Annotated in this window: 21 protein-coding genes; 6 read left to right on the top strand and 15 right to left on the bottom strand. The window is 49.4% G+C overall.

What is annotated here, in order from left to right:
- The first annotated feature begins 56 nt into the window (after window positions 1–56).
- The 6 genes from GA0061077_RS02220 (at window position 57) to GA0061077_RS02195 (ending at window position 8,258) form a co-directional block, all read left to right on the top strand.
- Window positions 57–644, top strand: a complete 588-nt coding sequence (locus tag GA0061077_RS02220) for an NAD(P)H-dependent oxidoreductase (RefSeq protein WP_091847278.1) — start codon at window positions 57–59, stop codon at window positions 642–644.
- 356 nt (window positions 645–1,000) lie between these two features.
- Window positions 1,001–2,398 carry a UTP--glucose-1-phosphate uridylyltransferase gene (locus tag GA0061077_RS02215; RefSeq protein WP_091847609.1) on the top strand — a complete coding sequence of 466 codons (1,398 nt, stop codon included), beginning with the start codon at window positions 1,001–1,003 and terminating at the stop codon, window positions 2,396–2,398.
- A gap of 246 nt (window positions 2,399–2,644) precedes the next feature.
- Window positions 2,645–4,564, top strand: a complete 1,920-nt coding sequence (locus GA0061077_RS02210; RefSeq protein ID WP_091847277.1) for a helix-turn-helix transcriptional regulator — start codon at window positions 2,645–2,647, stop codon at window positions 4,562–4,564.
- Between the two features lie 114 nt (window positions 4,565–4,678).
- A complete protein-coding gene (locus GA0061077_RS02205; RefSeq protein ID WP_143249582.1) occupies window positions 4,679–5,101 on the top strand; it encodes a hypothetical protein in 423 nt (140 codons plus the stop codon).
- A 70-nt stretch (window positions 5,102–5,171) separates the two neighbouring features.
- A complete protein-coding gene (locus GA0061077_RS02200) occupies window positions 5,172–7,826 on the top strand; it encodes a DEAD/DEAH box helicase (protein ID WP_091847275.1) in 2,655 nt (884 codons plus the stop codon).
- Window positions 7,827–7,910: 84 nt separating this feature from the next.
- Entirely contained in the window at window positions 7,911–8,258 is a 348-nt protein-coding gene (locus tag GA0061077_RS02195; protein ID WP_091847274.1) for an RNA polymerase-binding protein RbpA, read from the top strand.
- Between the two features lie 771 nt (window positions 8,259–9,029).
- Here GA0061077_RS02195 and GA0061077_RS02185 read toward each other — a convergent pair.
- From GA0061077_RS02185 to frr, 15 genes are all read right to left on the bottom strand, one after another.
- Window positions 9,030–9,584, bottom strand: coding sequence for a MerR family transcriptional regulator (locus tag GA0061077_RS02185; protein ID WP_234696466.1), 555 nt, complete (start codon window positions 9,582–9,584; stop codon window positions 9,030–9,032).
- Between the two features lie 174 nt (window positions 9,585–9,758).
- A complete protein-coding gene (locus GA0061077_RS02180; protein ID WP_091847271.1) occupies window positions 9,759–10,199 on the bottom strand; it encodes an FHA domain-containing protein in 441 nt (146 codons plus the stop codon).
- A 4-nt stretch (window positions 10,200–10,203) separates the two neighbouring features.
- The gene (locus tag GA0061077_RS02175) at window positions 10,204–11,019 is read right to left on the bottom strand and encodes a DUF881 domain-containing protein (RefSeq protein ID WP_091847270.1); all 816 of its coding nucleotides are present in this window, start codon (window positions 11,017–11,019) and stop codon (window positions 10,204–10,206) included.
- Window positions 11,020–11,025: 6 nt separating this feature from the next.
- Window positions 11,026–11,358, bottom strand: coding sequence for a small basic family protein (locus GA0061077_RS02170; protein ID WP_091847608.1), 333 nt, complete (start codon window positions 11,356–11,358; stop codon window positions 11,026–11,028).
- On the bottom strand, window positions 11,358–12,332 hold the full coding sequence (locus GA0061077_RS02165) for a DUF881 domain-containing protein (RefSeq protein WP_091847269.1): 975 nt from the start codon (window positions 12,330–12,332) through the stop codon (window positions 11,358–11,360). Before GA0061077_RS02165 ends, GA0061077_RS02170 begins: the two co-directional genes overlap by 1 nt.
- Window positions 12,325–12,936: a CDP-alcohol phosphatidyltransferase family protein gene (locus GA0061077_RS02160; RefSeq protein WP_091847268.1), complete on the bottom strand. Its 612-nt coding sequence runs from the start codon at window positions 12,934–12,936 to the stop codon at window positions 12,325–12,327. The genes GA0061077_RS02165 and GA0061077_RS02160 overlap by 8 nt, the downstream gene beginning before the upstream one ends.
- 9 nt (window positions 12,937–12,945) lie before the next feature.
- Window positions 12,946–13,797, bottom strand: a complete 852-nt coding sequence (gene hisG / locus GA0061077_RS02155; RefSeq protein ID WP_091847267.1) for an ATP phosphoribosyltransferase — start codon at window positions 13,795–13,797, stop codon at window positions 12,946–12,948.
- A 63-nt stretch (window positions 13,798–13,860) separates the two neighbouring features.
- Entirely contained in the window at window positions 13,861–14,124 is a 264-nt protein-coding gene (locus GA0061077_RS02150; protein ID WP_091847266.1) for a phosphoribosyl-ATP diphosphatase, read from the bottom strand.
- A 41-nt stretch (window positions 14,125–14,165) separates the two neighbouring features.
- Window positions 14,166–14,831, bottom strand: a complete 666-nt coding sequence (rpe, locus tag GA0061077_RS02145) for a ribulose-phosphate 3-epimerase (protein ID WP_091847265.1) — start codon at window positions 14,829–14,831, stop codon at window positions 14,166–14,168.
- A gap of 136 nt (window positions 14,832–14,967) precedes the next feature.
- Window positions 14,968–15,930, bottom strand: a complete 963-nt coding sequence (lgt, locus tag GA0061077_RS02140) for a prolipoprotein diacylglyceryl transferase (protein ID WP_091847264.1) — start codon at window positions 15,928–15,930, stop codon at window positions 14,968–14,970.
- Window positions 15,931–16,071: 141 nt separating this feature from the next.
- On the bottom strand, window positions 16,072–16,455 hold the full coding sequence (gene hisI, locus GA0061077_RS02135; RefSeq protein ID WP_091847263.1) for a phosphoribosyl-AMP cyclohydrolase: 384 nt from the start codon (window positions 16,453–16,455) through the stop codon (window positions 16,072–16,074).
- Between the two features lie 134 nt (window positions 16,456–16,589).
- Window positions 16,590–17,360 carry an imidazole glycerol phosphate synthase subunit HisF gene (hisF, locus tag GA0061077_RS02130; protein WP_091847262.1) on the bottom strand — a complete coding sequence of 257 codons (771 nt, stop codon included), beginning with the start codon at window positions 17,358–17,360 and terminating at the stop codon, window positions 16,590–16,592.
- Between the two features lie 116 nt (window positions 17,361–17,476).
- Window positions 17,477–18,679: a 23S rRNA (adenine(2503)-C(2))-methyltransferase RlmN gene (rlmN, locus tag GA0061077_RS02125; protein ID WP_091847261.1), complete on the bottom strand. Its 1,203-nt coding sequence runs from the start codon at window positions 18,677–18,679 to the stop codon at window positions 17,477–17,479.
- A 186-nt stretch (window positions 18,680–18,865) separates the two neighbouring features.
- Window positions 18,866–19,852, bottom strand: coding sequence for a phosphatidate cytidylyltransferase (locus GA0061077_RS02120; protein WP_091847260.1), 987 nt, complete (start codon window positions 19,850–19,852; stop codon window positions 18,866–18,868).
- Between the two features lie 67 nt (window positions 19,853–19,919).
- Window positions 19,920–20,474 (bottom strand): ribosome recycling factor, encoded by a 555-nt coding sequence (frr, locus tag GA0061077_RS02115; protein ID WP_091847259.1) that lies wholly within the window; start codon window positions 20,472–20,474, stop codon window positions 19,920–19,922.
- Window positions 20,475–20,486: the final 12 nt, after the last annotated feature.

Below are 20,486 nucleotides of genomic sequence, written 5' to 3'. Positions count from 1 at the left end.
GCCACCCTCTTCGAATACGAACGCCATCTACGAACAATAAACTGGAAGGAACGCATATGGGTAACTATGGCGTCGTGTACTGCCATCCCTACGAGAAGAGCTTCAACCACGCCATTCTTGGCCGAGTCCTCGAGGCGTTGGAAAACCAAGGACATTCGACGCGGCTCATCGACCTTTACGCCGAAGGATTCAACCCTGTCTATGACAAGGAGGAACTACGACTCTTCCATACTGGAGGAACCCATGACCCCCTGACCGAGAAATACCTCGACATGGTTCGCTCAGCCGACAGCATCGTGTTCGTCACGCCGATCTGGTGGAACAGCGTACCAGGAATGCTTAAAGGCTTCATCGACAAGGTCATGAAAGAGGGCGAGGGGTTGAGCCACACCGTCACCTCCACCGGAATCCACGGTGAGCTGGGCAACATACGCCACACCTACGTGTTCACGACCTCCACCTCGCCGACTATCTGGCTGAGGCTTATGGCCGGTAACGGCGTGAAACGGGTGTTCATCGACAGCACTCTCAAACAGCTCGGGATGAAGGGGCGCAGGTGGGTCAATTTCGGCGGCATCACCGGTTCTACACCTAAGCGCCGTCACAGGTACCTAGACAAGGTCTCCAAGATCCGATTCAAATAAATATTGGAATGGGCGGCAGGCAAAGGAGATTCGCTTTTTCCTCTTTGAGTAATCTACCCAATGCAGATCGAAGGTCTCGGCGCATCCCTGCGCTGGGTGTAAACTCTCTGCCGATTGGCCAGGTTTCACACGTCTTGAGCTCTTGTGATATCTTCTTCAGGATCGGTTTTCTAGTGTTTTTTGTGCTGGCACGAAACACCGGTTTTCTGCCTGCTTAAGCAAGCTTTCGGAAAAACGAGTAAGATTAGCCAACTATGTAGGTTTCAGCCTCGTCAGAGGCCAGCAGCCGAAGCAATAGAAATTGGGTAGGAAAGAGGTGCGGCGTGGAAGACGCATTTGAGGCATCGGCGCAAAAAATGCGCGAACAAGGGATGAGCGATGTTTCCATCGCACAATTCAAAAGACTGTACACTCAATGGCAGCATGACGATGCCAGTAGCTGGATTCGTGAGGACGATGTTGAGCCATTGCAGGATGTGCCGAGCTTCCATGACGTTTACAAAACCATCGATCACGATCAGGCGGTGCATGCATTCGCCAAAACGGCGTTTCTGAAACTCAACGGTGGCCTTGGCACATCCATGGGCCTTGACACCGCAAAATCGTTGCTTCCGGTGCGTCGCCACAAGGCGCGTAGGATGCGCTTTATCGATATCATCATCGGACAGGTAATGACCGCACGCGAGCGCCTTAACGTTCCATTGCCGCTCACCCTGATGAATTCTTTTCGTACTTCTCAAGACACCATGAAGGTGATCAAGCACACGAAGAATTTCCGTCAGGACGATATTCCTCTGGAAATCGTGCAACACCAGGAACCTAAAATTGACCTCAGTACGGGTAAACCCGTTGAATTCCCGAGTGACCCGACGCTTGAATGGTGCCCTCCGGGACACGGCGACCTGTTTTCCACCATTTGGGAATCAGGGCTCTTGGATGCTCTTCAAGACAACGGTTTTGAGTACTTGTTCATTTCAAACTCCGACAACCTTGGCGCTCGTCCGTCCCGTACTTTGGCGCAATATTTCGAAGATACCGGCGCGCCGTTTATGGTTGAGGTAGCCAATCGAACAGAAGCAGATCGAAAAGGTGGACATTTCGTACGTGATAAAAAGACCGGTCGTCTTGTCCTCAGGGAAATGACGCAGGTTCACGAAAACGATCAGGACGCAGCCCAAGACATCAGCCGCCATCCTTATTTCAACACGAACAGTATTTGGGTACGGGTTGACGCGTTGAAAGACATGCTTGCACGATACGACGGTGTGTTGCCGCTGCCGGTCATTCAGAATTACAAAACCGTTGATCCCACGGATCCGGATTCAACCAAGGTCATTCAGCTGGAGACAGCTATGGGTGCGGCGATTGGACATTTCGATGGAGCGATCTGTGTGCAGGTCGACCGTATGCGCTTCCTACCAGTGAAAACAACGGACGACCTTTTCATCATGCGCTCTGACAGGTTCCACCTGACCGACAGCTACGAGATGGAGGACGGTAACTATCTGTTCCCGGACGTCCGACTGGATCCGCGTTATTACCACAATATGGAAGACTTCAATGAGCGTTTCCCATATTCCATCCCTTCCTTGGCGGCTGCTAATTCCGTTACTATCCGCGGTGATTGGACTTTTGGACACAATGTCGTCTTCTATGGTGACGCAGTGCTTGAAGACGAGGGTAAACCAAGCTACGTGCCTAACGGGGAATTTGTTGGCCCGCAGGGAATAGAGCCAGATGACTGGATGTGGTAGGACGAACCCAAAAGATATCTTGAAGGGAGACGGCTAAAAGCTTCATTCTCAACCTTGATTTGACGTAATCGAGCAAGTTGTTGAGGTTGAGAATGATCTCAAACTGCCGTAAAGACCAAAAAATCGTGAGAAAAAACATTAAATTTGTGAAAATTCGCAATTCCGCGGAAAAGCATCTAATATAGACAGTGGTGTGCGTAATAAGACGCGCGCTTGTATGTGAACATTAACGATACGTGAGGACCAATGGCAGAAGGAAGCAACGGGAGGCGTCGTTTCTCCGACAAATGGGGTAAACATGAGTTGGATGTGCTCGCCGTTTTATCATCTGCGTTCCCTCAATGGCTGACTTCCCGTCAGATAGCTCAGCGAGTCAAGGCATATGCCGATTCGTATGGCGAACTGGCCGACCAGGCTGCTAAAGCAGCGTTCGCGAAGCAGTTCCAGCGAGATCGCGCCAAACTTGCAGCAATGGGTATTGCGATCGAGTCACGCCAACCCGAATATTCCTCTAAGTCCGAAGGTCAGGATTTTGCATCATACCGCCTGCAGTTGGGTGATGAGCCCAGAGTGCGCCTGCGTTTTAAGCAGGAGGACTTGCCTGTCTTGGCCGCAGCGAATTATTTGGCGCGTTCCATGTCCGTTTCCTCTTCTTCGTTGAAGCAGGACGATCAACATGCTTCTCGTACCGCCCCGCGTGTGCCGCAGACCCCAACTCCCGGGCTCGGACTTGATTCCATTGCTCCGGGGCTTGGAACACAGCCGATTCCGGATAATCTGATGAAGGTTGTTGATCAGCGTCGTTTCGCAGCCACGATTGATGTTGACGGTGGACACATGAATGTGGCCTACACGGATTCAGACGATTTGGCCATGTTCATGCTCGAACATCCCGGTTCTTCTGTCGTTTCCCCCCAGGAAGCAGTTGACGCTTGGAATCGTCGTCTAGAGGCCGCCTCCAAATTTACGCTAGCCGATGCAAGCCTGGGCGATGCCCGCGAAAGTATTGTCACTCCTGCGATTAGTAAGCAAACGGTCAACGGAGACGTAAATCAAGAAGCTTCCAAGTCGCACTCGAAGCGCAGCTCGTCATTCCAGACCGGAAGTGAAGTTGATCGCAGACTGCGGCTTATGCTTTTCCTTTCCGCACATCTTGGTGAAGAATATTCGCTTGAGGAACTGGCGCAGCGTTTTATCGGCGAACCGAAAAACGATGATGAACGCAAGAAGGGCGTGGCAGTAATCCGCAAGGACATCAATACGTTGACCACTGTTTCAGATGACGGTGAAATGGCAGGCAGTCAGTTTTTCGACATTGATTGGTCATTGCTGGATGCCGACGGCATCGTCTCGGCCACCAATTCGCTGGGCCTTGAACGCTTGGCCGGTATCTCGCAGCAGTATCTGAGCATGTTGACCGCTTCTGTCAGTTATCTAGCTCACTCGTCGTTGTTGCCGGCTAAACAGCGCGAGCAGGCCGAATCCCTGTACTTCAAGCTGCGACAGCACGTCAAGCCGGGAGAAACACCTTGGTTGAGTCTGACAGGATATGAGGTAGAGCCTCGCAGTTTCGACGTGGTTAAGAGGGCCATCTCAACTGATTCGCTGTTGGATATGGAATACACGGATGGCACTGGACGGACCCGTCGTAAGCTTGTGGCGCCTTCCAAAATCTTTGTTGATGAAGGCGTGTATTATGTAGCTGTTTGGACAGATGTATCCAAGGCCGCTCCGAAAGAAAAGAAAGAGTTCGTCTCCAAGGATACGACGATCAATAAGGCTAATGGTTTGCCTCGTATATGGCAGGTTCTTCGCCTTTCACGCATCGAAAAGGCGGAACTGGTCAAGCCTCTTGTTCAACTCGATATCCCGGACGTTCCAGTTTCTGAGTTGCGTAAGTGGAGTTTCGACAACGGCACCCCAACGGTGTTTATCACAGACAAGCGCGATCTCCCATTTGTTAAGACCTTGTCTGGCGCAACCGTTGAACCGTACGGTGATGGCGAGAAGGTGCACCTCATGGTTTCCTCAGATTCGTGGTTTGTGGCGTTCGCGATTTCCCACGCACGACATATCACAGCTGTTGCACCAGAACCTTTGTTGACGATGGTTTTGGCTCGTGCCCATCGTGAACTGAGTCTAGAAAACAATGAAGAGCAGGAGTGAGTCAGCCATCGAAAGATGACAGACCGAAACTGAATATAGCTGTACGAATTAACGACGGCCGGGAGGGATGAGATGCATTGGTGGGGTTGGATCATACTGGCAGTCCTAATGCTTTTGAGCCTTATTGCCGGTTTGGTATATGCAGGTATTCATGCCATTCGTGCTACTCGTGTCGTGGCTGCAGCCGGTGAAAAGGTCCAGAGCTATCTTTCGGCCATGTCGGAACCGTTGGAAGATGAAAGCGGGGTTGAGCCGCCGCTGTTTACCCAGCCACTTTCAACTGCCGCACATCGCTACAGTCTTGCACAGACCGTTGTTGAAGAACGACGGATTTCCAGGCACAATAGGCACGCTAAGCGCTGGAGTAACTGGAAAAAGCGTAACCTCACACAAACACCGTTCAATCAAGACACAAAGACGACTGTCACTCATTCAGCAAAACAGGATGACGACGGATCAATCTCATTAAATCAACAATTGCTATTGCCAGCTGCAACAACAACTATAAATCATAAGGCCGCAACAGAAACGTTGTAGCCTAAACAGTTTTGCTGGTTGAACTTGTAATAGGTTTTGCCGGCTTTACATGAATCGACAGTTCCTAGTTATGAGTCACCCACATCATCACAAGCGCTATAAGCGCTGTGTGGAGTCAAAAGATACCGGAGTAGATGTCACGCCTTTGAACGATGACGGGAATCTTTCGCCTTCACAGCGATACGCAGCCTTCAAGACACGAAGCAGTTATGAAAAAACCGATGCAGCTCGCTTCGCGGGAGCATTGTCATTTGAGCTGGATGATTTTCAAATCGAGGCCAACAAAGCGTTGGAAGCCGGCAATAATGTGTTGGTGGCCGCCCCCACGGGTGCAGGGAAAACCATCGTCGCTGACTTTGCGATGTATCTGGCGCAGGCGAACAATGTCAAGGCGTTTTATACTACTCCGATCAAAGCGCTCAGTAATCAGAAGTACCACGATTTGGTTAATCTTTATGGTGTCGATCAAGTCGGTTTGTTGACGGGGGACACCTCCATCAATTCAGAAGCGAATCTCGTGGTAATGACCACCGAAGTTCTTCGCAATATGATCTATGAAAAAGCAGCTACATTGAACACTTTGCGGTATGTAATTCTCGATGAGGTGCACTATCTCGCGGACAAATTCCGTGGCCCAGTCTGGGAAGAAGTCATTATTCACTTGCCTGAACAGGCGAAAATCGTTGCGTTGTCGGCAACAGTTTCCAATGTCGAGGATTTTTGCGCTTGGCTTGAATCGGTTCGGGGCTCGACCAAACTCGTGGTTTCGGAGAAGCGTCCTGTTCCTCTCGAACAACATGTGATGGTGCAGTACGACGATCGACATGAGCCTGAGTTGTTTGATCTCTATCGTCATAACCAGGATGGAACGCAAACAGATAGGCTAAATGCCAGGTTGGTCGAGCGAATCGATCAAATCGACCGTATGGCAGCCCGTGAAGCGTATGCGCAATCCCGAACAGGAGGCAAACGACGTAATCGCGGGGGAGGACGCGAAAGAAGGAGAGTAGGCAAGGCCCGTCGCTACACGCCGCGTAGATGGGCAACGGTCGATGAACTCGACTTCATGGGAATGCTGCCGGGCATCTACTTCATTTTTTCCCGAAAAGGTTGTGACGAAGCAGTCGAGCAGTGCCTGAATGCAGGGCTAGAACTGACTACTAAGGATGAAGTTGGGCGAATCAGAGCTATTGTCAATGAGATGGTCGAAGGCGAACTTGACTACGACGATCTCAAAGCGCTCGGCTTCGCACGTTTCCGTTACGCGCTCGAAGAAGGCTTCGCACCACATCATGCAGGAATGATTGCCTTGTTCCGTCAAATCGTCGAGCGTCTTTTCGAAGAAGGCCTGGTGAAAATGGTTTTCGCTACGGAAACGTTGGCGCTTGGCATAAACATGCCAGCACGATGTGTTGTCATCGAAAAGCTTGAAAAATTCAATGGGGTCCACCATGTTCCGCTTACGCCCGGAGAATACACTCAGTTGACCGGTCGAGCTGGCCGCCGCGGCATTGATACCATAGGCCATGCGGTAATCGTCGATCACCGCGATTTCGTCCCCGCAGCGGCAGCCTCGCTCTCAAGCAAGCGTGTTTATCCGCTCCATTCAAGTTTCAAACCGACATTCAACATGGCTGTTAATCTGCTCAATTCCAGCAGTTATGACACGGCTCGTGACACACTTGACCATTCATTCGCACAGTGGGAAGCCAACGAATCCGCCGAAGATCTAGAATCGCGTATCCAAGTCCTGGAACAGGCAGCACAAGGATACGAACAAGCGTTCCATTGTTCTCGGGGTGACTTCAAGGTATTCATGACCCTACGTCAACGACTTTCTTACCTGCAAAAAGATGAGCGTCGGCATCTTAAGCGAACTAACTTCCACAACGCCGAGGAGCGAACCAAGTCCTTCCTTGCATTGGACAAGCAAATTGCTCAACTCAAGATCGAGGAAAACGAGCATCCTTGTCGATCATGCCCAGACTTCCAGAACCATCTCAAATGGGGTCATCGCTGGCTGCGTGAAACCAAGGAACTGAAGCATGTCAAAGACCGGTATGAATCGCGTACAGGTTCTGTGGCGCGTCAATTTGACCGAATCTGCGATATCCTTTCCGAGTTAGGCTATCTTGAGCAAGTTTCTGTTAGCAGTGACGGCCCTCAGTCCAGGTGTGCCGGCCACGATCGTCAATTGACGGTCCGCGGTCAATTACTTCGACAGATATACAGCGAGTACGATTTGGTGCTTTCCGAATCCATTGCCGATGGATTCCTAGATTTGCTTGAACCAGATGAACTGTGCGCTACACTGTCGTCGCTGGTTTATCAGTCTCGACGAGGTGGTGAAAGTGAACCGCGTCGTTATCCTGGAGGCATTAATGGACCAGTTGCTGCTGCATGCCAGTCGCTACGTGAAGTGTTTGCGGATGTGGAAATGATGCGTGAGGACGCTGATCTCGATGATTTGGAGACTCTTGATTTTGGCCTTGTAGATGCGATTTACGACTGGGCAAGGGGAGAGGAACTATCACAGATTCTGCGACGAAGTGAGTTGACAGGCGGTGATTTTGTTCGCAACGCCAAACGACTTTCCGACATTCTGCAGCAGATATCTTCAGCGTCGCAATATTATCAAAATAACAATCCACATCTTGCGCAAACTGCTCGAAAAGCAGATAAACTCATCAATCGTGGAATCGTTGCCTATTCAGGTGTCGAGTAGTATTCGTTTATGGCAAGAAAGCGGAATAATAGAATCGTCCAAACTGTTCAGTAGGTTGGAAGTAGATATCGTTAAGGAGAATTTATGGCGGAACGCAGTCTGCGTGGTATGAGTATCGGTGCAAAATCCCTGGAATCGGACGACAACGTTGATTTTGCTGAACGTATGGATGTGGCATATGTATGTCCAAAAGGACATCGTACCATTCTTCCGTTTGCCGAAGGAGCCGAGATTCCTGCAGAATGGGAATGCCGTTGCGGTGAGATCGCCAAGCTTGAGGATGCTAATTCCGAGGAACCTGACGAAACCAAGAAACCGACGCGTACCCATTGGGACATGCTCATGGAGCGCCGTACCGAAGATGAGCTCAAAGAGCTGCTCGATAAGCGTTTGCAAATGCATCGTGACGGCTGGTTTCCAGACTACGAATAAAATCTTAAGAACTTCAAGACGGTTTTATCGGGTTCGTTATAAACCTGATAAAACCGTCTTGTTATTAATAAATGATGTTAGTCTGAGAATCTGTGTGTCTTGTTGAATACTTATTAATGTATAGACTGCAGCACAGTTATCCGATAATGTACGTTATGTCAGATTACGGACATTGCTTAGTTCACTACATTAAAGTTAAACAGGCTTTTCATGTGTGTGAAATCAGGATATTCCCCTATCCATCAAGTAAACGATTGAAGAAATTATTATGAATCATGGTTAGGTATATTAAGAACGTTGATGTCGTTTGGCCAACACATCATCGATGATGTCATACTGGGCACGCCTGGCTTGAAGATACATCAGCACCAGTTCACCAATAAAGAACACTCCGAGCAAAACTGCGGACGGTATGCCGGAGCTGGCATAAAGGTATCGTATTTGGTTCGAGATTTTGGCATGACAGATTTTATATATGCCATAGGGAACGCAGCACAATACCAGTGAGACCACCTGCATAATAACAACCGACCATTGAACTGTCGGAACCTTGCGAGAATCTGTTCGTTTACGAAGTGCTCCATTTGCGATGCAGATGGCACAAATCCCCAATGACCAAAATAATGCGGCAACCCATAGTGCACCTGGCAAAATGTTGAATATCATGTTTCCGGTTTTCATAAATAGGTTTCCCAAAGAATAATACGACTTAGCTAGATCGTTGCACTTACTTAGACTAACAATGAAAACAGTTGTCTAACTTTTCTTTCATTACTGTTGAGCTGAGCGTTCGACACGCTGAGCCTCAAGCTTGTCGCGCATCCTCGCAACAGCGATATCTTCTATCGGTGACGAACGTGCTATCAAGGGTGAAGAACCTGAGAAATGAACATCAAAATATGGTTCTTTTTCCAGTTCCTTTTCGACCTGTTTCCACAGCTTTCCCACGGAAACTGCAAAAACGGCAGTCCCCCGATCGAGGAATTCAAGAACTTGATCGCCGCTTTCGCATTCCTTGACATCCTGTCCGTCACAAATGACGGTCAGGTGCTCAAGTTCAGCGCAGCTACGCAAACTGAGAAAGCCGATAGTCGAAGTAACATTCTGCAGATTAACGCCTGTATCCAGCAACTTTTTGGAAACCGAGAGAATGAGCACATCCCTGAATGAGTAAAGTCGACGTGAACCAGAACCATGTGAACGCGTAATGGAAGGGACAACAATCTGCTTGCGCGCCCAGTAATCAAGCTGACGGTATGTAATGCCGGCAACTTTCGATGCCACAGTCCCCCGGTATCCTTTTGTTTCTTCACTATCGACTGACATGGAAAACAGTTCGCCTTGCACCAAGTCGACCGGCTTAGTGTTTTCACTATCGACACGATTGAGTCTGGTGACTCTGTCAGTCACTGAGGGAGATACAGACAAGGTCTTTTCTCGGACATTCATCAAAACTCCCTCCCCTGCTGATACCAATTGCTTTAACTGCTATCGGATGTGCTATTTAGCAGATATAGCCTTAGGTGCGAAAAATACCAGACGGAACTTGCCAATCATGATTTCGTCGCCATTACTCAACGTGGCATGATCGACGCGCTCACGATTGACATATGTGCCGTTAAGACTGCCCGCATCATCAACTTCGAATGTCTCGCCAAGGCGCCGGAACACGGCATGTGCACGTGAAACAGTGGAATCATCAAGCAGAATATCTGCATGGGGATCTCGTCCAACGCTGACTTCACTCTCGTCAAGCAAATAACGAGAACCGGAAGCGGCTCCTCTGGTGGAAATCAGCAGCGCAGAGCCTGGTGAAAGCCTTGCAATGGTGTCGAGATCCTCCTGTGTAAGAGGACGGTTTCCTGTGGAGGTGACAGGAATATTCACAGCAGGCAGTCCAATGATGGTCGTCTCGCCCGCACTAGGAATCGGATTAGTCATGATACTATTCTACCGGTTTCGCGTACTTATATTGTCCAACTTCACGAGTTTCACTGATATCTACACTATCCGAAGGCATTACAGTAACATCGGCACCGAATTTAACCTTAAAACGAGATCCTACGCCACCCGCGATATTAACGGCATTCTGAAGGTTTTGAGGATCACCGATAGCCTTGACCACGTAAGGAGCTTTGAGCGTCTTTCCATCGCATTCCAGCCCCTTCGGGATATCGGTAACATAGGTTGAGGTCACCACTCTCACGTTATCGAGAGCCATGACTTCAACACCGGCATTTCGTAATTCCTCAAGAAGCTGGAACATTGTCGCCGCGTCGATAGGCTCCTTGGCTCCTTGTGAAATGGTGATGACGACGCCCTTGCCCTTTGCAGGGAGTCTACCGGACAACAAACCGCTGGTTTCTTCATTTTCCTTTGCTATACGCTGGGCTTCCTGCTGCTTGTTTGCCGCGGCTTTCAAAGAATCGAGCTGACCTGTGAGTTCCGTTTTTCGCTGTTGGAGATTCTGGACCTGAGTACTGGTTTCGCTGATGAGTCGAGTAAGTTCTTCTTCGCTCATTGTCTCATAACTTGAGGTTTTGTTGTTGAGCTGGATGGCGTAGCCAAAACCGAGTAATGCACATAACAACATGATTAGCAAGCTGGTCATTAGTCTCGAATAGATACTCCCGCCGATTTGACGGATTGGTTTCTTTCGTACAACAGGGAAAGTACCGGTATTTGTACGGTCGTTTTCCTTGTCTTGCGCATGCTGCAAATGCATGCGGTTGAGTATGTTGTGTGATTTCTTGCCTGCCATGCTTCGTCAGCCTTTGAAGATGAACCTGCGTATAGCGGAAACGTTGGAGAAGATGCGTATGCCCAGGACCACGATGACAGCGGTTTGCAGTTGGGAACCAACGCCCAGCTGGTTGCCTAGCAAAACGAGCAATGCTGAGGTCAATACATTGGAAATAAACGAGATGACGAATACCTTATCGGAAAATGAACGTTCGAAATAAGCACGAGCTGCGCCAAGCAAGGCATCAAGGGCTGCTACGACCATGATAGGAAGATAAGGTTGCAGAACGATGGGGATATCGGGTTTGACAAAAATGCCTACAATGACTCCGATAATCAGTCCGAGCACAGCTGTCATCATTTGCTCCTTTTCGCGTCTGTAATGTTGACGGTTTCAGCAGCATCCAATTTCAAGGAAAGCGACTTGGTAATATGTGGATTTATGCCGGCCGTGTTCAATCTCTCATACAGTCCGGGTATTGATTTGCTGCTCATTTGCTGCTCCAAATCGGTCGGATTGCCTATGGATTCTATCTTATATGGACTGGTCACCTGATTGACACCGATGAGAATCGTTTGGCCCGCGGTTCGTACGGAAGTCGAAACACCGATACGGTATCCATTGATAGAGATTGCTTCGGCACCGGCTTTGAACAGTGATCGAACCATATCCTGTAGATCGGCATCCGTAACGACGCGAATGTGATTGCCGGTGCCTTCTCTGGGAGAGACACCATCATTGTTGTCGACGGATGATATCGGGTCAGCCAACGTAATGACGATACCTTGTCCTTGGACTTTGAGAGAGCCATTGGCCATCTCGTCATTGCGAAGTAGGGAATCGTCAGAGTTTTGGGGCATGGAATCGGCTTTTTTTAACACTTCAGTGTGCAGATTTGTTACTTCTCCCGTAATCTTATTCAACCCAGCATTTTGTTGCTGCAACTCTGTTGCCAGACTTGCGCGTACCTGCTTGCGCGGATCAGTGCTGAGCTGACGGACAAACACACACCCCGCACAGCCAACAGCTACACAGATGATAAAAACGATAACCCGTGTGAACCACACTGAAAATGTGGAAAGGGACTTGCTTTGCGTCAGCAACGCATCTGAAAACAAGGGGTCGAGTGGTCGGTTAGTCAGATCGTCAATAAGATGAAGGCTGTCGTCGTAGACCTTACGCACCGGCCGTCTCGGCATGGCTCGCCCATAATCTTCAACATGCCAAGACCCGAGGCCGGTCACGTTTTTGGAAAAGACCGCACGTCGCTTGCTAGGTGTCTCATCGACCGTTACGGGGAACGATGGTCGCTGTTTGTTGATATCAGTCATTGCTTATCGAATCGTCACGAAGCAAAGCTATACCTTGACGAATGTAGATATAACCGGCAATCCAATAGAGAGCGACACCCCAAATACCTGCGGCCAGCGCAGCAAGGTGAAGTACCTGAGTAAACATGTTGTCCCATAAATCCGCAAAAATAAGGGCAGTTATGGAAATCATCAACAGAGCGGTTCCAGCTTTCCCGACAAAATGAACCGGTAATGGGCCGTAATCATGTTGGGCAAGGACAAAGATGAGAACAAGTAAAATAAAATCCCGTAGTCCCACAATAAAGAGCATCCACCAAGGGATGATGCCTGCCCATCCGAGAGCCAAAATACTGCAGAAAATAAGCAATCGGTCTGCGATTGGATCGAGAATCTGTCCGATTTTACTAACTTGATTCCATTTCCTCGCGATAATTCCATCCAAGCTATCGCTTGCGGCGGAGATTGCAAGCACAATAAGTGCTGCAACCATTTTGTGCTGTGCGATGAGCAACGAAATAAAAGGAATTGAAACGATACGCAACAGACTGACGAGATTCGGTACAGTCATATAAATGTTGCGTGCATCGGGACTGTATCGATTGACATTCAACGGTAATTTCATAACAAAATTTTAGATTCTTGAAGCTTGCAATGCGGTTACGATAATCGCACGGGCTCCCACATCGTAGAGCCGATCCATTGTCTGGTTGACTTTTTCACGTTCCACCATCGAGCGAACCGCGCACCATTGTTGATCTCTTAAAGGAGAGATTGTCGGACTTTCCAGTCCGGGCGTCAAAGCCACAGCGGCACTGACCTTGCTAACCGGAACGTCATAGTCCACCATCACATAGCGTCTCGCAGTGAGCACACCTTCGAGACGTCGCTTGAAAACAACGAGCTGCTTGTCATCTTTGCTCAGCTTTGGCGAACGAATAAGGACGGCTTCTGATTCCAGAATCGGATCGCCGAAGATACGCAGACCAGCATTGCGCAACGTAGTACCAGTGGATACCACATCTGCGATAAGATTTGCCACGCCAAGTTGCACTGAAGATTCAACTGCCCCATCCAAGTGGATGATGTCAGCTTGAATATCATGTTCAGTAAGATAGTCTCGAACGAGCTTGTCGAATGAACTCGCAACACGTTTACCGTCCACATCCTCCAGTTTAGTTATCGAAGAATCATGAGGGGCCGCAAAACAGAATGTCGATGCGCCAAAACCGAGTGGAAGATCTTCAATTGCGGTGGTCTCGGTATTTAACAGCATATCTCTGCCGGTAATACCAACATCGATGGCTCCTTGCCCGACATAGACTGCTATATCCAGCGGACGCAGATAAAACAACTCGATATTGTTGTCGTAATCAGTGACCACTAGCTGCCTTGGCTGGGTACGAAGCTGGTAGCCCGCTTCTTGCAGCAAACTCCATGCAGGTTCAGAAAGCATGCCTTTATTAGGCACAGCAATTCTCAGCATCTTCTCTCCTTTTCAGCCATGCAAATATCATCCGTTCGTCGTCATTGCGCAAAATATTCAGTATTACAGGTTTTTGTAAAGGTCCTCAAGACTGATTCCACATTTAATCATCATTACCTGGATATGGTATATGAGTTGGCTCATCTCTTCTGCGGTACGATCCGCGCCCTCGTACTCCGCGGCGATCCAGCTCTCCCCAGCCTCCTCGCTCAGCTTTTTGCCGATGAAGTGAACACCGCGATCGAGCTCGTCCACAGTTTTGGATCCAACAGGGCGCATCTCGGCCTTTTCGCTTAATTCTTTGTACAGCGATTCGAATGTCTTCATTGTTGCTCCAATGTTACGACTACTAGTCAACGTCGGGCACGTTATGCTCGGTAAGTGGCCTGTGCCTTCGATCGAATATCATCAATCGCCTGCGCGCGATCCTGTGCACCGTAAACTGACGAGCCAGCGACCAGCACATCTGCCCCTGCCTCAGCCACAATATGCGCTGTTTGCGGACTGACGCCTCCGTCAACCTGGATATGGGTATCGAGTCCGCGCTGTGTAATTTCATCGCGAAGACGACGAACTTTGCCCATTTGGTTGTCAAGAAACTTCTGTCCACCAAATCCAGGCTCAACGGTCATGATAAGAATCATGTCGAATTCTTCAAGAATATCGAAAATTGGCTCGACGGGTTCCGCTGGACGAACAGCCAGGCATGCCTTGCAACCCATTTCATGCAGCTGGCGTGCCAACCTTACCGGGGCGTGAACGGCACCAACGTGAAAACTTACAGAGGAAGCTCCAAGCTTTGCATATTCCGGCGCCCAACGATCAGGGTCTTCAATCATCAAGTGAACATCAACAGGCAGGTCCGTCACTTCGCAGATACGTTTAACAATCGGCTCGCCTAGCGTCAAATTTGGTACAAAGTGATGATCCATCACGTCGACATGGACCAAATCGGCATGGTCGATGGCCTTGAGATCTCGCTCGAGATTACAGAAATCGGCTGAAAGAATGCTTGGTGCGATTTGAATACTCATAGTGTTCCATCCTAAGCGGTGCGAAAGACTTGATGAGAGAATCCAATGATGACACAAACAGATTGAGTCATTCAGAAGTTGATACAGACGGTACCAAGGCCAATAAGTAGATAGATGCAGCGTAAACGGTTCGGTTCTATTTGACTGATGCCTTTTTCTCCTCTTCAAGGGTACGTTCTTCGACCTCGGTCAACGTCTGTAACCGTTCCGAAAGGCTTGTTGTGGTATTGCCGACTCGTTGGATGACAATAAAAGTAATGATGCCCAAAATGAAGACAATCACCGAAACCCACACGTTGACGCGGACACCCAGGAACTCGTGAGCGAAATCAATGCGCAATGACTCAATCCATGTACGCCCTAGCGTGTACCACATCACATATATGGCAAAGAGACTGCCTGCGTTGAGCTTTTCCTTGACTTTGTGTCCGATCCAGATAATTAGCACGGCACCAATCAAGTCCCAGATCATCTCATAAAGGAATGTCGGATGGAAAAGGGTTCCTGTAGGACATGTTCGACCGTCATAGCATTGTTCCGCATGACCGATTGCCGAACTCGTCATATTGAGTTTCAGACCCCAGGGAAGAGTTGTCGGCGCCCCGTAAAGTTCTTGGTTGAACCAGTTGCCGAGCCTGCCCACGGCCTGTGCGATCAACAATCCGGGTGCGACGCAATCCGCAAGCAACGCCGTTGGGTAATGCTTGTGACGGCACCAAGCCCATGCTGCGAGACCCCCTAGAAGAACTCCTCCCCAGATACCCAGTCCGCCGTTCCAAATACGTAGGATTTCCACTGGATCTCCGTGTGAACCGAAGAACCGTTCAGGGGTGGTTACGACATGATACAGGCGTGCTCCGATGATGCCTGATGGCACTGCACACAAGGCTATGTCGAGAATCTGATCGAAGTTACCGCCCATGTGTTTCCAACGTTTTTCAGTAACGAATACTGCCAGAATGATACCAAAAATGATGCACAGGGCGTAAAAACGTATCTGTATAGGGCCAATAGTCAGACCACCGAGGGAAAAACTGGGGATTTCGATTTTGAAAACAGTTGGAGATGGAATGTAAGCCAATACTTTTCCTGTACTCATAAGGCCCAATGCCGATTGTTGTGTCATGAATCCTCGCGATGGTCTTGACGATGAAATACTAGTGGCCATCATAGCTCGGCATGGCAACACAGTTGAGATGATTGGTCGAAGATGCGTATCCACCTTGCAACGAATGTACTGTCAGCGTTCGCCGACTACAGCAGGGATATGACCACCTTCGTCGAAGCACGAATGTGCGCCTGTGTGGCAGGCAGCCCCAACCTGATCTACTTCGACGAGTAAGGCATCTCCGTCACAATCCAACGATACGTCCTTTACATACTGCGCATGGCCGGAAGTATCGCCCTTTCGCCAGTACTCTTGGCGTGATCGAGACCAGAACGTGACCCTGCCTGTGGTCAGCGTCCGCCGCAGAGCCTCATCGTTCATATAACCGACCATCAGTACACGTCCAGTGTCGTATTGCTGGATGACTGCGACGACAAGACCGTTGGCATCGTGTTTCAAGCGTTGTACCAACCGTGGGTCTAGCTCGGTGTGATTGTCGTAGTCGGTGTTTGTCATGTCAATTCCTTACCGTTGACCATCGATTATTTTGTACTTTGAATCGATAGCTCTGCATGAACACCAGTGCGGCATATCTTCCTAGCATCTCCTGAAACAGTTATTCGTGAGACCGCCGCACCTGGATAGGTACGTTACCTTACCGTTATACCTGCGTTCCGCAAGGTGTCTTTAACCTGAGCAATGGTCATCTTGCCGTAGTGGAAAACCGATGCGGCAAGTACCGCATCCGCACCGGCCCGAATGGCCGGAGGGAAATCTTCGAGTTTGCCTGCTCCGCCGCTTGCAATCAGTGGTATGTTGACAACCTTACGCATGGCTTTGATCATTTCCAGATCGAAGCCATTGCCAGTTCCGTCAGCGTCCATTGAATTGAGCAGGATTTCTCCTACACCGAGTTCCTCAGCACGCTTTGCCCAGGTCAGTGCGTCGATTGCAGTCGAATGGCTGCCGCCCATGGTCGTCACTTCAAAGCCTGATTGCGTATGCCGCTCGCCCTTTTCTCTCCGAGCATCAACTGAAAGCACAAGCACCTGGTTACCAAAACGTTTCGAAACCTGCGAAATAAGGTCTGGGTTATTGATGGCCGCAGTGTTGACGCTGATTTTATCCGCGCCACAGCGCAGTAGGGAATTGACGTCCTCAACCGTTCGTACACCACCGCCAACGGTTAAAGGTATAAATATCTGGCCAGCTGTACGCGTAACCACATCCGTCATTGTTCTGCGATTACCGGTTGAGGCAGTGACATCCAAGAAAGTAAGTTCATCCGCACCTTCGTCGTAATAACGTGATGCCAGTTCAACAGGGTCCCCTGCGTCGCGAAGATTTTGGAAATGAACACCTTTGACTACACGACCGTTGTCCACGTCTAAACAAGGAATTACTCGGACAGCCAATGACATGAAATCCCTCCACCTTGATATGCAAAACAATGATGTGATTTTAATTCAACAAACCAGTGAGTTCCTGAAGTGTCTCAAAATCAACAATTTAGCTGACCTTCGAACAGGTTAAGCGGTCATGCATTGATGTTTTTGGCAGCCAACTGACCGCAGGCTCCATCGATATCGGATCCTCGGGTGTCGCGCAATGTCGCAGTGATACCTGATTGATGGAGAATCTCGAGGAATTGGCGCTCATCCTCGGGCTTCGAAGCTGTCCACTTCGAACCTTCAATCGGATTGAGAGGAATGGGATTGACATGTACCCAATCGTCTCCGTAATGATTGAGGCGGCGTGCTAACTGATGCGCGTGTTCGGCCTGGTCGTTGATGCCACGCATCAACGCGTATTCGATACTGACCCTACGGTGGCTAGCCAAATAGTATTCATGGGCGGCGTCCAATACTGCTGCCGAATTGAAGCGGCGGTTCATTGGCACCAGCTCATCGCGCAACGTATCGTTTGGGGCATGCAGGGAGAGTGCGAGGCGAAGTGGTATCCCCTCGTTGGTCAATTTTTTAATTCCTGGAACGACACCTACTGTGGAAACAGTTATATTTCGTGCCGAAATGCCAAATCCGTTCGGTGGCATCGCACTGATCTGGCGCACTGCGGCAAGCACAGACTTGTAATTGCCCATGGGTTCTCCCTCCCCCATGAACACCACGTTGCTCAGACGTCCCGGGCCTCCTGCGACACGACCCTCAGCCATTGCTTTGGCAGCGACACGGACCTGTTCGAGGATTTCAGCTGTAGACAGATTACGAGTAAGGCCAAGTTGACCGGTCGCACAGAACGGGCAGCCCATGCCACAACCTACCTGACTGGAGATACATAGTGTGGCTCGGTTAGGATAGCGCATCAGTACCGATTCGATATGCGTACCATCAAACAGTTCCCACAACGTTTTGATGGTGGTTCCTTCGTCTGCAACCTGACTGGTTACCTCAGTAATCAGATTCGGGAAAAATTCGCGTTGAGCCTCATCGCGCTTATCTGCCGGAAAATCGGTGAACGAGGAGACATCGTTGCTGAAATGACCGAAATAGTGGTTAGCAAGTTGCTGTACACGGAACTTTGGCATTCCCAGCTGTTTTGTCGTTTCAACGCGCTCTTCCGGAGTCATATCGGCAAAGTGAACCGGAGGCTTGCCGCGACGCGCGTGATTCTTGGAGAGCACGTCACGGAATGATCCAGAGTTACCACCGGGCGTCACGCCTGATTCGCCATTGCCAATGGGTTTCTGGCGATCATAGACGCTATTTGCAGTTACGTTCATATTCTGTCCCACACTCCAAGCGATAGGTACGATTTCCTGACATAAAGCCAGCGCTTGCGTTATTGAAATTCCTTTTAAAACGACATAGTGTTACTTATGGGCCGAGAAGAGTCATCCACATCTCAGCTTTGCTTCAGATATGAGCAAGCTTCTTCATTACGCTAATTGCAAGCGGTAATTGAACACTCACATGCCAGTCAACATAAACAGCAACATAAAGAACGGAGCGCAAAGAAGGATTGAATCAACTCGGTCAATGACACCGCCATGGCCTTTAAGCAAGTGACCCATATCTTTCAAGCCCATATCACGTTTGAGCATCGAGGCACTCAAATCTCCAAATGTTCCGATGATGCCGACCATCACACCTGTCAGAATTGGTACCCACCAATAACGGGACCAAAGGTGTGAATATGTGACCGCGAAAACCGCGTATGCTCCAATCATCGCGAAAAGTATGGAACCGCATAGACCTTCAACGGACTTTTTTGGAGAAATACGCGGCGAGAGCTTGTGCTTGCCAAGGAATGCTCCAGCAAAAAGCCCTCCAGTATCTGACAGTGCGGGCAGGAAAATGAGCATAATGGCATGGGCTACAGGATGCCCATTGAACGTTTCCGAAAGAACGATGCACGAAGCCAACACCAAGATGTAGACCACCAAGAACATCGATACCGCCACATTGTTTAGACTGCTCTCTGAGGTCTTCGAGTTAGATGCCAATTTATTATCCGATGAGGTATCTGTCGATTGAGCGGCGTTGCGTTTATCCTCAATCGCGACCTTAAGCCGCCGTCCCACTACATGACGCATATTTGAACTTATCGCCACGGCGAGCATCGAAACAGCAATTCCTACACCTGCGACCAATACATGATCCGGCAGATAGTATGTTGCCAACAGTGTACTTGCACTGCATAGCCAGAATGCGACCAAAGGGATGTAGAGATGAACTGTGGCGAACGATACATGTAGCTCTCGCAATGCAAGGAGGACAAAAACAACAATCAGCCAAATGAATAAATCGACTCGCACAAGCAAGGAAGCAACAATAAGGACAATCAAAAACGCAGCTGTGGCTACGGCCTGAGGCATGTTACGGCCGGTTTTCCTATTAATGTCATCAAGCTTAGCGCTCGACTCGGCTGTTGTTTCGTCCTGTTGTTTGGTCATCGCCTTATCTTTCAGGTCATCCAATCGTTCACTCTTGCATACATAGTCTATAGCGCGAAATGACTGATCAGACCTCCATGATCTCCTTTTCTTTGCCTTCGAGCAGCTGATCGATTGTATCGGTCATTTCTTTGGTGACTTTGTCGAGATCTTTTTGCAGGCGGTCGCCTTGATCCTCCCCCATATCGCCATCTTTGGTTGCCTTGTCAATTGCTTCTTTGGTTTTGCGCCGAATGTTACGAACTGCGACTTTGCCTTCCTCGGCCTTACCTTTGGCAAGCTTGACATATTCCTTACGGCGATCTTCCGTCAGTTCCGGCATCGTGAGGTGAATAATGTCGCCATCTCGACGGGTGCTACCTCCCAAATCCGAGTCACGAACTGCCTTTTCCACAGCGGCGGTCTGTGAACCATCGAACGGTGTAATGGAAAGAGTGCGAGGCTCAGGAACGCCAATTGAAGCGACAGCCTTGATTGGCGTTGGGGCTCCGTAATAATCGACAACTAAACCATTGAGCAGAGCCGGGTTGGCTCGACCTGTACGGATACCAGCAAAATTCTCCTTGGTGGCTTCCACGGACTTGTTCATCTGGTCTTTTGCCTGTTCAACAAGGTTTGCCATATTGTTCTCCTT

Origin of the sequence: Bifidobacterium commune, assembly GCF_900094885.1 — a bacterium.
In the GTDB taxonomy this organism is placed as follows: domain Bacteria; phylum Actinomycetota; class Actinomycetes; order Actinomycetales; family Bifidobacteriaceae; genus Bifidobacterium; species Bifidobacterium commune.
This window is presented reverse-complemented; position numbering and strand designations above follow the sequence as displayed.

Excerpts from the sequence above, each read along its gene's own strand:
- GA0061077_RS02220 (WP_091847278.1), top strand. The coding sequence starts at position 57 with ATGGGTAACTATGGCGTCGTGTACTGCCATCCCTACGAGAAGAGCTTC.
- GA0061077_RS02215 (WP_091847609.1), top strand. The coding sequence starts at position 1,001 with ATGCGCGAACAAGGGATGAGCGATGTTTCCATCGCACAATTCAAAAGA.
- GA0061077_RS02210 (WP_091847277.1), top strand. The coding sequence starts at position 2,645 with ATGGCAGAAGGAAGCAACGGGAGGCGTCGTTTCTCCGACAAATGGGGT.
- GA0061077_RS02200 (WP_091847275.1), top strand. The coding sequence starts at position 5,172 with ATGAGTCACCCACATCATCACAAGCGCTATAAGCGCTGTGTGGAGTCA.
- GA0061077_RS02195 (WP_091847274.1), top strand. The coding sequence starts at position 7,911 with ATGGCGGAACGCAGTCTGCGTGGTATGAGTATCGGTGCAAAATCCCTG.
- GA0061077_RS02185 (WP_234696466.1), bottom strand. The coding sequence starts at position 9,584 with ATGTCAGTCGATAGTGAAGAAACAAAAGGATACCGGGGGACTGTGGCA.
- GA0061077_RS02180 (WP_091847271.1), bottom strand. The coding sequence starts at position 10,199 with ATGACTAATCCGATTCCTAGTGCGGGCGAGACGACCATCATTGGACTG.
- GA0061077_RS02175 (WP_091847270.1), bottom strand. The coding sequence starts at position 11,019 with ATGGCAGGCAAGAAATCACACAACATACTCAACCGCATGCATTTGCAG.
- GA0061077_RS02170 (WP_091847608.1), bottom strand. The coding sequence starts at position 11,358 with ATGACAGCTGTGCTCGGACTGATTATCGGAGTCATTGTAGGCATTTTT.
- GA0061077_RS02165 (WP_091847269.1), bottom strand. The coding sequence starts at position 12,332 with ATGACTGATATCAACAAACAGCGACCATCGTTCCCCGTAACGGTCGAT.
- GA0061077_RS02160 (WP_091847268.1), bottom strand. The coding sequence starts at position 12,936 with ATGAAATTACCGTTGAATGTCAATCGATACAGTCCCGATGCACGCAAC.
- hisG (WP_091847267.1), bottom strand. The coding sequence starts at position 13,797 with ATGCTGAGAATTGCTGTGCCTAATAAAGGCATGCTTTCTGAACCTGCA.
- GA0061077_RS02150 (WP_091847266.1), bottom strand. The coding sequence starts at position 14,124 with ATGAAGACATTCGAATCGCTGTACAAAGAATTAAGCGAAAAGGCCGAG.
- rpe (WP_091847265.1), bottom strand. The coding sequence starts at position 14,831 with ATGAGTATTCAAATCGCACCAAGCATTCTTTCAGCCGATTTCTGTAAT.
- lgt (WP_091847264.1), bottom strand. The coding sequence starts at position 15,930 with ATGAGTACAGGAAAAGTATTGGCTTACATTCCATCTCCAACTGTTTTC.
- hisI (WP_091847263.1), bottom strand. The coding sequence starts at position 16,455 with ATGACAAACACCGACTACGACAATCACACCGAGCTAGACCCACGGTTG.
- hisF (WP_091847262.1), bottom strand. The coding sequence starts at position 17,360 with ATGTCATTGGCTGTCCGAGTAATTCCTTGTTTAGACGTGGACAACGGT.
- rlmN (WP_091847261.1), bottom strand. The coding sequence starts at position 18,679 with ATGAACGTAACTGCAAATAGCGTCTATGATCGCCAGAAACCCATTGGC.
- GA0061077_RS02120 (WP_091847260.1), bottom strand. The coding sequence starts at position 19,852 with ATGACCAAACAACAGGACGAAACAACAGCCGAGTCGAGCGCTAAGCTT.
- frr (WP_091847259.1), bottom strand. The coding sequence starts at position 20,474 with ATGGCAAACCTTGTTGAACAGGCAAAAGACCAGATGAACAAGTCCGTG.